At 57.5% G+C, this 11,605-nt stretch carries 12 protein-coding genes; 11 read left to right on the top strand and 1 reads right to left on the bottom strand.

Features of this window, described 5'->3' with window-relative positions:
* Positions 1-5: 5 nt before the first annotated feature.
* The 8 genes from pnuC (at position 6) to H8F22_RS09335 (ending at position 6,456) form a co-directional block, all read left to right on the top strand.
* The gene (gene pnuC / locus H8F22_RS09370) at positions 6-569 is read left to right on the top strand and encodes a nicotinamide riboside transporter PnuC (protein WP_027923528.1); all 564 of its coding nucleotides are present in this window, start codon (positions 6-8) and stop codon (positions 567-569) included.
* Positions 566-1,090, top strand: coding sequence for an AAA family ATPase (locus H8F22_RS09365; protein WP_194940382.1), 525 nt, complete (start codon positions 566-568; stop codon positions 1,088-1,090). Before pnuC ends, H8F22_RS09365 begins: the two co-directional genes overlap by 4 nt.
* 356 nt (positions 1,091-1,446) lie before the next feature.
* Positions 1,447-1,902, top strand: coding sequence for a hypothetical protein (locus H8F22_RS09360; RefSeq protein ID WP_027923526.1), 456 nt, complete (start codon positions 1,447-1,449; stop codon positions 1,900-1,902).
* A gap of 1 nt (position 1,903) precedes the next feature.
* Positions 1,904-2,482 (top strand): hypothetical protein, encoded by a 579-nt coding sequence (locus H8F22_RS09355; protein WP_027923525.1) that lies wholly within the window; start codon positions 1,904-1,906, stop codon positions 2,480-2,482.
* Positions 2,483-2,545: 63 nt separating this feature from the next.
* Complete coding sequence (locus H8F22_RS09350; RefSeq protein WP_194940005.1) at positions 2,546-3,565, top strand: heme utilization protein; 1,020 nt, start codon at positions 2,546-2,548, stop codon at positions 3,563-3,565.
* A gap of 63 nt (positions 3,566-3,628) precedes the next feature.
* On the top strand, positions 3,629-4,309 hold the full coding sequence (locus tag H8F22_RS09345) for a C39 family peptidase (protein ID WP_027923523.1): 681 nt from the start codon (positions 3,629-3,631) through the stop codon (positions 4,307-4,309).
* 44 nt (positions 4,310-4,353) lie between these two features.
* Positions 4,354-5,097, top strand: coding sequence for a hypothetical protein (locus H8F22_RS09340; protein ID WP_027923522.1), 744 nt, complete (start codon positions 4,354-4,356; stop codon positions 5,095-5,097).
* A gap of 45 nt (positions 5,098-5,142) precedes the next feature.
* The gene (locus H8F22_RS09335; protein WP_027923521.1) at positions 5,143-6,456 is read left to right on the top strand and encodes a transporter; all 1,314 of its coding nucleotides are present in this window, start codon (positions 5,143-5,145) and stop codon (positions 6,454-6,456) included.
* A gap of 69 nt (positions 6,457-6,525) precedes the next feature.
* Here the strand turns inward: H8F22_RS09335 and H8F22_RS09330 are convergent, their stop codons facing one another.
* The gene (locus H8F22_RS09330) at positions 6,526-7,851 is read right to left on the bottom strand and encodes a sigma-54 dependent transcriptional regulator (RefSeq protein WP_194940004.1); all 1,326 of its coding nucleotides are present in this window, start codon (positions 7,849-7,851) and stop codon (positions 6,526-6,528) included.
* Positions 7,852-8,195: 344 nt separating this feature from the next.
* Here H8F22_RS09330 and H8F22_RS09325 point away from each other — a divergent pair, with 344 nt between their 5' ends.
* The 3 genes from H8F22_RS09325 (at position 8,196) to nhaB (ending at position 11,595) form a co-directional block, all read left to right on the top strand.
* Positions 8,196-8,462, top strand: coding sequence for a hypothetical protein (locus tag H8F22_RS09325; RefSeq protein ID WP_027923519.1), 267 nt, complete (start codon positions 8,196-8,198; stop codon positions 8,460-8,462).
* 270 nt (positions 8,463-8,732) lie between these two features.
* Complete coding sequence (locus tag H8F22_RS09320) at positions 8,733-10,019, top strand: NHL repeat-containing protein (RefSeq protein ID WP_194940003.1); 1,287 nt, start codon at positions 8,733-8,735, stop codon at positions 10,017-10,019.
* A gap of 73 nt (positions 10,020-10,092) precedes the next feature.
* On the top strand, positions 10,093-11,595 hold the full coding sequence (nhaB, locus tag H8F22_RS09315) for a sodium/proton antiporter NhaB (protein WP_027923517.1): 1,503 nt from the start codon (positions 10,093-10,095) through the stop codon (positions 11,593-11,595).
* Positions 11,596-11,605 lie beyond the last annotated feature (10 nt).

The raw sequence follows: 11,605 nt of genomic DNA, 5'->3' as shown, positions 1-11,605 counted from the left end.
CCTCCATGTCCGGGCTTGAACTGTTTGCCGCTGCCCTCGGTGTGATCGCCGTCTGGTTGACGGTCAAACAGAACCCCTGGTGTTGGCCAATTGGCCTGGTCATGGTCCTGCTGTACAGCTGGATCTTTTTTGAGGTGAAGCTCTATTCGGACATGCTCCTGCAAGTGATCTACGCCGCGCTGCAACTCTATGGCTGGTGGCAATGGACCCGTGCAGGCGAAGCGAATACCGGTCGGCAGGTCAGCCGGCTTGACTCGAAATCAGTCGCTTTGGGCCTCGCGGTCGGCGCGCTGGGCAGTGTGCTGTTGGGCGCCGCCATGGCGCACTGGACCGATGCCGCCCAGCCATGGCTCGACGCTGCACTCACGGGGTTCAGCCTGGTCGCGCAACTGTGGATGGCGCAAAAACGCGTGCAATGCTGGCCGCTGTGGATCGCCGTCGATGTCATTTTCGTCGGGCTGTTCATCTACAAAGGCATGTACCTCACGTCGGCCCTCTATGCGCTGTTCCTGCTGCTGGCCGTGCAAGGCTGGCGTGAATGGCGTGCCGACCCGGTACTGCGCGCATGAAGGTGCTGGTGCTCACGGGGCCCGAATCCAGTGGCAAGAGCTGGCTGGCGGCTGAGTTACAGGGGCATTTCGGCGGTGTGCGGGTTGATGAATACGTGCGCTGGTTCATTGAGCAGAACCCACGCGACACCTGCCTGGGGGATATTTCCGACATCGCCCGCGGCCAGTTGCAATGGGAAGATGAAGCCCGCTCCCGGCAGCCCCGGCTGTTGATTCTCGACACTCATTTGCTGAGCAATATCCTCTGGAGCCAGACCTTGTTTGGCGACTGCCCTGAATGGCTTGAGCCGGCATTATTGGCTCGCCATTACGATTTTCACCTGCTGCTATCGCCGGAGCACGTCGACTGGACAGATGACGGCCAGCGCTGTCAGCCCGAACTGAGTGAGCGCCTGGAATTTTTCAAGGCAACTCACCTTTGGCTCGAACAGCACCGCCAACCGTTTCAGGTCCTGCGGGGAAGCTGGGAAAACCGCCGGGGGCAGGCCTTTGATGCGGTCACCCGACTGCTGGTTTCCTGAGCCGATTTTGGGTCGATTTCCCCAGCCATTTCCCCTGCTTTGGGGCAAGAGTGTCCATTCGTGAAACACTCATCTACCCGCAAACAGGCCATTTCAGCGCCCTTCATCATCTTGTCATGACTCTTGTTAAGCGCTTGAAACACATCCTCGCAAACCCTTGTTCCAGAGCTTTGCGTCGCGATTGTTCAGCCAAACCCTGTCGAGCTTGTCTCAGCCATGAAACAGCGGACGTATCGCGCGCTTTTCACAAAAAGTTAACCCGTTGAATTAAAACGACAATTCAAAAGCGGCACAGCTTTCGCTCTCTCCTTCCCAACGCTGACAAGGGCCAGCCCACAAAAGAAGGAATTGCTGCCGTGGGGACTTTCAATAAAGGCATGACTTGCCTACTGCTGATCGGATGTGCCGCTACGTCGGTACTCAGCCTCAACGCTCAGGCTGATGGCAATGGCGTCATCGTTCTCACACGTGATGTCCAACCCGTCCCAATTGGCCGCACTGGCGGCAAAGACCCCTACCCGACCACCGTCAATGCCAACCCTTCAGCACGCATCACGTCGACCATGAGCAACACCGAGTTGACTGACGGTGATTTCGCCAGCATTGCCAGCGGCTCGACCATCAGCGGCAACATCAATCCAAACTCAACCGGTGGCAGCATGCCAGGCCTCAATGTCGTGACCAATCCCAACGGGATGCCTGGCATGAGCGCCGGCCACGGTGGCGGCAGCGGTGCCGCGATTTCCGGAACCATCAATCGGGCCATGAGTTCCGGCATGGCCCCACTGACCAGAATGGCCGGAGGTCAATGACATGAATCGTAGCCTTATCTTTCTCGCCTTGTTCGCCAGTGCCAGCGCCATGGCCGACTCCGGTGTTCCAACCGTGAACAACGCCACCATCCAGGATGCCGGCGTTCAGTACAAAGGCAACTTGAACGTCAACCAGGCGGCCGGCGATCAACAACAACAAACCAACGTTCGCGCCATCGCAATCGGTACCAATGCCGGGGCGAGCACCAAGATTCACCAGTCAATCGACACCTCCGCCAATCCGTCCATGAATGCGACGGCCACCATCGGCGGAACCTCTTTCAGTAATGGCAACGGTGTACTGGGCGTCAACCAGAGCGCCGGGGCCAACAACCAGATGGCCAACGCTGCGCGGATCAGCATCAGTGCTGGACCGCAGAGCGTCGACGATAGCGCCCTTTCTCAACAGAACGTGGCGTTGCTACCAAGCTCAGGAGCAACTGGGTCCCAAACCGGCAGTCGCCAGGTCGTTACCAGCGACCAGGCCTTCACCGGCAGCCGAGGGATTATCCAGGTGAACCAGAGTGCCGGGGTGGGGAACCGAATGGCTAACACCCTGAGCATCCGGGTCGCTGACTGACCCAAACGCAGTGCGATTAGAAAGTACCAACACTTAACCAACTAATAAGCACGGAGAAACACCATGAAACCTACAATGGCTCTCAAACCACTGGTTTTCGCTCTCGCAGCAGTGATGGCAATCGCAGCACAAGCAGGCGGTCGTGATGATGATCACGGTCATGGCAATGGTCACGGAAACGGGCATGGCAGTCATCAGCCTAAAGGCCCAACCCTGGATCAAATTCTTTCAATTACGGCTGGCGCCGGCGCTACTGTTCTGGATACACAGAACAGCGATGGCAACACAGTGCTGAACCAGGGCACCCAAAACGGTGCAGCAGCCGACAACTCGCTCAATGGTTCCAACGGTAATATGGGCGCTAACGTGGCCGCCGGCGACGGCAACCAACAAGACAACGCCGCCGCACTGGCTACTGCTGACGAAAGCTTCATTTTCGGTTCTGCAGTGGCGGCTTCCAGCGCCACACAAAACAACACCAACAACGCCGTTAACAACTACTCTAATACCAACACCGCCACGCTCACCAATGCAGGCAACAATGGTTCCGGCAACATCGGGATGAACGTGACCGCTGGCAACTTCAACCAACAGAAAAACAACCTGGCGATTGCTGTATCGGGTGGCCGTGTAGCCGCAGCAGCCGCATCGGCTGACCAAAGCTCCAGTGGTCTGCAAGTGGCCAACAACGGCACTCAGACCTACAAAACCGACACCCTCAGAGGCACCTTCACTGCTGCTGGCGCGTTTGTAGCAGCGGGTAAAGCAGTGTCTACTCCTGCTGACGATGATCATGGCCACGGTGGCTATGGCAACGACAACAGAGGTGGTGGTCATGGCGGCCATGACGATGGCAAAGTCAATTCCGACTTCGTTGCAGTTGGCGTCTTCGGTCTGGCTGGCGTAACCACTCAGCAATACCTGACTCCAGATGGCTGGAAAAACCCTGTGACCAACACTGCTGTAATGCAAAACTCGATGAACAACTTCTCCGGCAACGGCGGAGCCAACGTATCGTCTGGTTCTGGCAACCAACAAAGCAACTCGCTGTCCATCGCCGCAGGTTGCAAAGCCTGCCTGTAATCGCGATCGAAATGAAAGCCCCGGCAACGGGGCTTTTCCACAGTCCGCCAAGGCGTATCGATCATGCGTAAGACTGCCCTTTTCGCCCTCCTCTGCCTGTCTGGCCTGACTCAGGCCGCACAGATGCCAGTTGCCGCCCTGCCTGGCGGCGTGCTGGTCTATAAGCAGGTGCAGAGTTTGCGTGAGCGCAAGTTTGCCGACATTGTCGAACAGAAAACCGACTTCAGCTGTGGCGCTGCCGCGCTGGCGACGGTGTTACGCCAGGCCTATTGGCTCGACGTCGATGAGGAGCACATCATCAAAGGCATGCTGGTCAACGCTGACCAGAACCTTGTTCGTACGCAAGGTTTCTCCATGCTGGACATGAAGCGCTACATAGAAAGCATCGGCATGCGCGCCAGGGGCTACAAGATCCCACCTGAAAAGCTGGATGCTGTAACGATTCCGGTGGTGGTACTGATGGAAATTCGCGGTTACAAGCACTTCGTGGTGTTGCAGCGTGCTGACAAGAACTGGGTCTATATCGGCGACCCGGTACTCGGACACAAACGCTACTCCCACGATGACTTTGTCAAAGGTTGGAACGGCATTGTCTTCGCTATCGTAGGTCCCGGTTATGACAAAACCAATGCATTGCGCAGTCCACCGGTACCACTGACGGCCAAGAACAAGCTGGATACTTTCAATCCTGTCAGAGACGCTGAATTGATGGATTTTGGTTTCATACAGAGCGACTTCTTTTAATCGCCAAAAGATGATAGTGGGGCAGGATGCTCCGGGAGCAGCAGATGAAAAGTTCATACTGGCTGGCCGTTGCCTGTCTGGCAGCGAGCGCATCAGGCTATGCCAATGGATTCAAACCCATCGAAATAAAGGATCAGGAACTGGCCCAGTTGCGCGGCCGTTATGTAATGCCCGGCCGGATTATCAGCTTCGGCGTGGTCATGAGCAGTACCTGGCGCAACGCCAGCGGAGACGTCATCGGCGCAACGTCGTCCATGCAGATCCAGGCAACAACGATCAAACCCGAATTCTACGTATCAACCATCAAGATCGACGGCAATGGCACTACGCCTGACCAAGGCGCCGGCAGTGTGATTGGTGGAGCAGGCCTGGCGACCAGCCAAGGCGTTACCCAAAGTGTTCGCGCCGCCGGGGACGGCAACACCGCCTACAACAACGTCTCGATCGACGTGAAGGAAGCCAACCAGGCTCCTGCGCTTGTGCCAGGTCAAGGACAAGCCCTGATGGCCGGACAAACCATCACCGGCAGCAACGCCGCCGGCAGTGTCGCCGTGTCAGCCACCGGGGGTGGCATACAAATGGCTATTCAGGCCAGCGGCAACCAAGGCACTGCACTGCAACAAGTCGCCCAGGGCGGATTGCTGCAGAACACCCGATTGCTGGGCAACAGCAACATGGTCAATAACCTCACTCAACTCAACGTGGTGCTCAATAATAATGGCCCGAGTGCTGGCGCATTGGACTGCAACCTGACCCAACTTAACGCCCTACGCACCTTAGGATATTGAACTACGCTGACTCTCGACCATTGGGCTTTAAGGGACGGCTAATTCATGTATCGATCAGTGTCACTGCGCGCAGTAGTTTGTTTGAGCACTCTGTTTCCGGCGGCGATGTTGCAAGCAGCACCCAACGCCGACGTAGAGGCCCTGAAACAGGAACTTCTGGAGCTAAAGCAACGATACGAAGTACAACAAAAAGCCCTGGCGGTACTCGAACAACGGGTCCGCCAGGTAGAGGACCAACCCGTAGCTCCCCCACCAAAACGCCTGGCCAAGTCGCCAGCCGACATGAAAGGGAACGCGGGGACCGCGGTAGCCACAGGGACTGGCGCCGCAGCCGCATCGGGGGGAGCCGCAGGGGGCAGTGGCAGTTCTTATGGCCAATCGCTGGCTGACGATTCACAACCGGCACAGAGCGTTTCCAACCTGTACGACGAAGCCAGCGGGTTCTTCGGCGGCGGCAAATTCAGCGTCGAAACCGGGCTCACTTACTCCCGATACGACACCCGCCAGCTGATCCTCAACGGCTTTCTCGCACTGGACTCGATCTTCCTTGGCAACATCAACCTCGATCGGATCAAGGCTGATACCTGGACGCTCGACCTCACCGGTCGCTACAACTTCAACAACCGCTGGCAGTTCGACCTGAACGTGCCAGTCATTTACCGCGAGTCGACGTACCAGTCCGGTGGCGGCAATCAGGGCGCGGCTAACGTCACCACTGAAGCGACTGTCACCCAGGATCCGGAAATTGGTGACGTGAACTTTGGTGTCGCCTACAAGTTTATGGACGAGTCGGTGAACACCCCGGATGCCGTGTTCACCTTCAGGGTCAAGGCGCCTACGGGCAAGGATCCGTTCGGGATCAAACTTCGCCAGACCGACGCCAATACCAACCTGTTCGTACCTGACTCCCTGCCAACCGGTAACGGCGTATGGTCCGTCACCCCGGGCATTTCGCTGGTCAAAACCTTTGACCCTGCGGTGTTGTTCGGCAGCTTGTCTTACACGCACAACTTCGAAGAATCCTTCGACGACATCAGCGCGACGGTCAACCAGAAAACCCCGGGCAAGGTGCAAATCGGCGACAGCTTCCAGATCGGCGCGGGTATTGCGTTTGCCCTGAACGAAAAGATGAGTATGTCGTTCTCGGTGTCTGACCTGGTGCAACGCAAAAGCAAGCTGAAACAGGATGGCGGGGACTGGGAATCCGTGGTCTCCAGCGATGCAAACGCCGGCTACTTCAACATCGGCATGACCATTGCGGCCACCGACAACCTCACAATTGTTCCCAACCTGTCCATGGGTATGACCGACGATGCCCCGGACTTCCAGTTCAGCCTGAAATTCCCTTACTACTTCTAACCCCTGACAAGGAATGGAAAAGGCCCGCTGCGATGCAAGTCGCAGCGGGCCTTTTCGTTTTGCCGCGCCCTAGCGGATCTGATGTTTGTGCAGCAATCGGTAGAACGTCGGGCGTGAAACACCCAATACTCTGGCGGCGACACTGAGGTTGTCACTGTGCCGATTCAGTACATCGCACAACGCCTGGCGCTCGGCGCGCGTCTTGTAGTCTTCGAGCGTGCCCATGGGCGTAGCGAAGGCTTGCTGGCTGATCAACCCAAGATCCCGCGCTTCGATTTGCCGCCCTTCGGCCAACACCAGTCCACGCCGTACCCGGTTGGCCAGTTCGCGGACATTGCCCGGCCAATCATGCTTGCCCATGGCAATCAGCGCGTCCTCACTGAAACTGCGCGGACGGCGGCCGGTTTCATGGCTATAGAAATGGGAAAAGTGGTTGGCCAGCATCGACAGATCGCCGTGGCGTTCACGCAACGGCGCGGTGACCACCTGAAGCACGTTCAGGCGGTAGTACAAATCTTCACGGAAGCGTTTCTTCTCGATGGCGGCCTCAAGGTCGACGTGTGTTGCTGCCAATACTCGCACGTCCACCGGAATCGGCTGACTGCCGCCTACACGTTCAATGTGTTTTTCCTGTAGGAAGCGCAACAGATTGGCTTGCAGTTCCAGCGGCAAATCGCCGATTTCATCGAGGAACAACGTGCCGCCGTTCGCCGCTTCGATCCGCCCGACCTTGCGTTGATGGGCGCCGGTGAAGGCGCCCTTCTCATGGCCGAACAACTCGGACTGAATCAGGTGTTCGGGAATCGCGCCGCAATTGATCGCCACAAAAGGTTTGCTGTGGCGTTGGGATTGTCGGTGCAGGGTGCGGGCGACCAACTCCTTGCCGGTGCCGCTTTCGCCGCGGATCAAGACCGGAGATTCGGTGGGCGCCAGTTTACTCAACAACTTGCGCAGTTCGCGGATCGGTTTGCTGTCGCCCAGTAATTCGTGCTCAGGCTGATCGATGTGAATCGTGCCCTGGCCACGCAGGCGCGCCATACCGAAGGCCCGCCCCAGGGTGACCTGAACCCGGGAGACGTCAAACGGCAACGTGTGAAAATCGAAAAACCATTCACAAACGAAGTCCCCGACATTCTGCAAACGCAGGACTTCCTGATTGAGTACGGCGATCCACTCGGTGCCGCTGCGGCTGATGAGCTCTTTGACGGCTTCCGGGCGTTCCAGGTGGAAAGGTTGTAATCGCAGGAGGCCAACGTCGCAGGTTTTATCGCCGGCATTCTCCAGAGAACAGCTATCAACATCCCAACCCACAGAACGTAAACCCGGTAACAGACGATGGCAGTCGTCACAGGGGTCTACTACTAACAGACGTCGTAACGCGGGCGTTTCGATCATGACTGTTCCTTGGCGCCAAATATTAGGAAATATTAGTAAAAACAGTCATTTGGCGGACCTGGCTGTAACATTAGCAAGAATTTGACACGGCCTTGTATCGATTGACTATAGAGCAGCCACTTAATAAGTTATAAGCAACGACTTGCTTAGTTACCTAACGAGTTGAACCTTTCATTTAGCTTTCAGAAGAAGCCCCTGCTATTGAGTATATGAAAGAAAGTTGAAATTTCTTTTGTTTGGGTGTGACCTGACCCCCTATTGGGGGCATCAGTACAAGTAACCAGCCGAACGGTAAGCCCAACCGACGGCACATCACTTGATTGGGCATACAGAGAGAAGACCCCATGACCGCCCCGCTCCGTATCAACGAAGCTCTTTTGATTGCCGACCGCGCATTTCAACCTTTCCAATGCGTTGCCTGGGCTCAACAAGACGGCAACGGCGAGCTCTGCATCACCGTCATCGACCGCACCAAAACCCATATCGGCCGCACCCAGATCCCTTGCAGCGCCTATACCGATCCTGCACAACTCGAACACCTGCTGGAGCAGGCCCGTGCCGAACTGAGCCAGGAAGGTTATAAACTGCAATCGTGGTCCATGCCGCATTAAGGGTGTTTGCGGATTACTTTCGGGTCATCCGCCCTTCCCCCGTTTATCTGGCTGATTGCGACAGTAACAGCCCACTTAATACTTCAACTTCCTCGCCACGTATTACTTGGCTGCCTTGTCAGTGGTTCGAAAAGACACTGTTCTGGCACACAGTGACCCTCCGTCTGTTAGTTATGACAGTTGTGCGATCGCTCATTCAGGGATTGAATGTTTCGCAGGCAGTTGCCCTCCCGCATCCGGGTTTCGGTCAGCTCGCAAGGAGATGCGCGAATGCCACACCAGACGGCTTTTGCCCTACCAACGCAGAACATCGCTGGCGACCTCGATAAAGGTTTTGCCGCCAACGGCAAAGCCCAAGTGTATTTCGCAGGCAGTACCTCAAGCATCGCCAACAGCGTGGAAATCGACTCGAATGGTCGTGTGCTGGTGGCGGCAACCGTCGGCATGCGAGACGGCAATTGCTTTGGCCTGGCCCGCTTACTGGAGGACGGCTCGGCAGACTTGGCATTCGGCCTTGACGGCAGCGTTATCGGGCAATTCCAGCGCGGTCACGAGGCCATGGCGGGCAAAGTCCACGTCCTCGCCAACGGACACCTGCTGGTGGCCGGTCTGCACTATGAAAACGCTCACCGAACGCTACCCGCGCTGGCACTGTTCGACTCGCAAGGTCACCCCGTCGAACATTTCGGTGACAACGGGCGCTGTGTCGTCCGCCTGCCGGGAAACCTGTCCCAAGGCATGCGCGACCTCTGGCTGCCTCCGGGGGTTCCGGGGGCCGAAGCCTGCGACGTCCAGGTCCAGGCAGACGGCCGGATTCTGCTGCTGGCCAACCATCATTTTGAACTGGCCGATCACGTCGGTCTGCTGATACGTCTCACCCGCCAAGGTGAACTGGACACGTCCTTCAACGGCCGGGGCTTTGTCATCGTCCGGCATTTATTGATGAACTCCTGGCTCAGCAGCCTGATGGTGCAACGTGACGGCCGGATCATGGTGGGTGGGTCGATCAATTTTCCCGAAGAAGGCTTGCTCGCCCGTTACCTCCCCGATGGCCGCCTCGATGACACGTTCGCCGTGGATGGTTTTATGACGTTCAAGGCCGAGGAACGTGGCGCTCAGGTCAGCCAGATCATCGAGCAGGACAATGGCGACTTGCAGTGTTTCGGCAGCAGCCGCGACCCCATGCATTGCCTCGCCTTCAAAGTACACAGCAACGGCCGCCCGGACGCCCATTGCAACAGCGGCCATACCCAACTATTGAAAATCGGCCGTAGCGGGTGCCAATGGACAGCCGCCCGGCGCCTGAGCGACGGACGTGTATTAGCGGTCGGCGCCACGATCGGTGGGGTTGAAGCCGACTTTCTGTTAGCCCGGTACTTACCGGGTGGACAGCTGGACCCAGGGTTTGCCGAAGGCAGCTGCTGGGTTCGCACGCGTCTGGGCCGCAGCCTGGACACGGCCACGTCGGTGGCCGCTCAGGCTGACGGAAGAATCGTCGTCGGCGGTTATTCGCTGGATGGCAACTATAAGGCCATTGTCGTGCGACACTTGGGCTAGACCGGCATTTCCGCACTTGATATTCCCATCTTGTTACGGCAAGTTGCGCGCTTCTTAATACAAGGAGTAGCCGATGTCCGGTTCAATGGCCCAGGCGTTCGCGCATAACTTTCTCGGCCACTCACCTCGCTGGTACAAGGCGAGCATTCTCGGTTTCCTGATTCTCAACGCACTGGTGCTTTGGACCGTAGGTCCGGTCGTGGCCGGTTGGTTGCTGGTGCTGGAATTCATCTTCACCCTGGCCATGGCGCTCAAGTGCTACCCACTGATGCCTGGCGGGCTGCTGCTGATCGAAGCCCTGCTGCTGAAAATGACCACACCGCAGGCACTGTATGACGAACTGGTGCACAACTTTCCGGTGATCCTGCTGCTGATGTTCATGGTGGCCGGCATCTACTTCATGAAAGACCTGCTACTGTTTCTGTTTTCGCGCTTGTTGCTGGGGGTTCGCTCCAAAGCGCTGCTGGCGTTGATGTTCTGCTTCCTCTCGGCATTCCTGTCGGCATTCCTCGATGCCTTGACCGTGACGGCGGTGATTATCAGCGCGGCCGTGGGGTTTTATTCGGTGTATCACCGCGTCGCCTCGGGCAATGATCCCCGCCAGGACAGCGAGTTCAGCGATGACCAGCACCTGCCGCAACTCCACCATGAAGACCTCGAACAGTTCCGCGCCTTCCTGCGCAGCCTGTTGATGCACGGTGCCGTGGGCACGGCGTTAGGCGGTGTATGCACGTTAGTGGGTGAGCCGCAGAACCTGCTGATCGGCCATGAGATGGGCTGGCACTTCGCCGAATTCTTTTTGAAAGTGGCCCCGGTTTCGCTGCCAGTGCTGGTGGCCGGCCTGGTGACCTGTGTGTTGCTGGAGAAACTGCGCTGGTTCGGTTACGGCACTCTCCTGCCGGACAACGTGCGTACCGTGCTGGCCAACTATGCCGCCGAAGACAACGCCGAACGTACCCCACGCCAGCGCGCCGCCTTATTGGTCCAGGGCGCCGCGGCGTTGATCCTGATTGCAGGGTTGGCGTTTCATATCGCGGAGGTCGGCCTGATCGGGCTGATGGTGATCATCTTGATCACTGCATTCACCGGCATCACCGACGAGCACCGGATCGGCAATGCGTTCAAGGACGCCATGCCGTTCACCGCGTTGCTGGTGGTGTTTTTTGCGGTGGTGGCGGTGATTCATGATCAGCAACTGTTCACGCCGCTGATCCAGTGGGTCCTGGCGCTGCCGGCCGACCAGCAACCGGGCATGTTGTATATCGCCAACGGCTTGCTGTCGGCTATCAGCGACAACGTGTTTGTGGCGACCATTTACATCACGGAAGTGAAACGGGCGTTCATTGCCGGTCATATGTCCCGCGAGCACTTCGAGACGCTGGCCATTGCGATCAATACCGGGACGAACCTGCCCAGCGTGGCGACCCCCAATGGCCAGGCAGCATTTCTGTTTCTGCTGACCTCGGCGATTGCGCCGCTGATTCGCTTGTCGTATGGGCGGATGGTGTGGATGGCGTTGCCGTACACAGTGGTGATGGGTGTGTTGGGCTGGTATGCGGTCAGCTACTGGCTGTAACCCTGACCAA

This window comes from Pseudomonas mucoides, assembly GCF_015461845.1.
Taxonomy (GTDB): domain Bacteria; phylum Pseudomonadota; class Gammaproteobacteria; order Pseudomonadales; family Pseudomonadaceae; genus Aquipseudomonas; species Aquipseudomonas mucoides.
The sequence above is the reverse complement of the archived record's forward strand: the minus strand, read 5'-3'. Positions and strand labels throughout refer to the sequence as shown.

Coding starts and splice junctions, on each gene's coding strand:
- pnuC (WP_027923528.1), top strand. CDS start 6: ATGTCCGGGCTTGAACTGTTTGCCGCTGCCCTCGGTGTGATCGCCGTC.
- nhaB (WP_027923517.1), top strand. CDS start 10,093: ATGTCCGGTTCAATGGCCCAGGCGTTCGCGCATAACTTTCTCGGCCAC.
- H8F22_RS09345 (WP_027923523.1), top strand. CDS start 3,629: ATGCGTAAGACTGCCCTTTTCGCCCTCCTCTGCCTGTCTGGCCTGACT.
- H8F22_RS09320 (WP_194940003.1), top strand. CDS start 8,733: ATGCCACACCAGACGGCTTTTGCCCTACCAACGCAGAACATCGCTGGC.
- H8F22_RS09335 (WP_027923521.1), top strand. CDS start 5,143: ATGTATCGATCAGTGTCACTGCGCGCAGTAGTTTGTTTGAGCACTCTG.
- H8F22_RS09365 (WP_194940382.1), top strand. CDS start 566: ATGAAGGTGCTGGTGCTCACGGGGCCCGAATCCAGTGGCAAGAGCTGG.
- H8F22_RS09350 (WP_194940005.1), top strand. CDS start 2,546: ATGAAACCTACAATGGCTCTCAAACCACTGGTTTTCGCTCTCGCAGCA.
- H8F22_RS09325 (WP_027923519.1), top strand. CDS start 8,196: ATGACCGCCCCGCTCCGTATCAACGAAGCTCTTTTGATTGCCGACCGC.
- H8F22_RS09330 (WP_194940004.1), bottom strand. CDS start 7,851: ATGATCGAAACGCCCGCGTTACGACGTCTGTTAGTAGTAGACCCCTGT.
- H8F22_RS09340 (WP_027923522.1), top strand. CDS start 4,354: ATGAAAAGTTCATACTGGCTGGCCGTTGCCTGTCTGGCAGCGAGCGCA.
- H8F22_RS09355 (WP_027923525.1), top strand. CDS start 1,904: ATGAATCGTAGCCTTATCTTTCTCGCCTTGTTCGCCAGTGCCAGCGCC.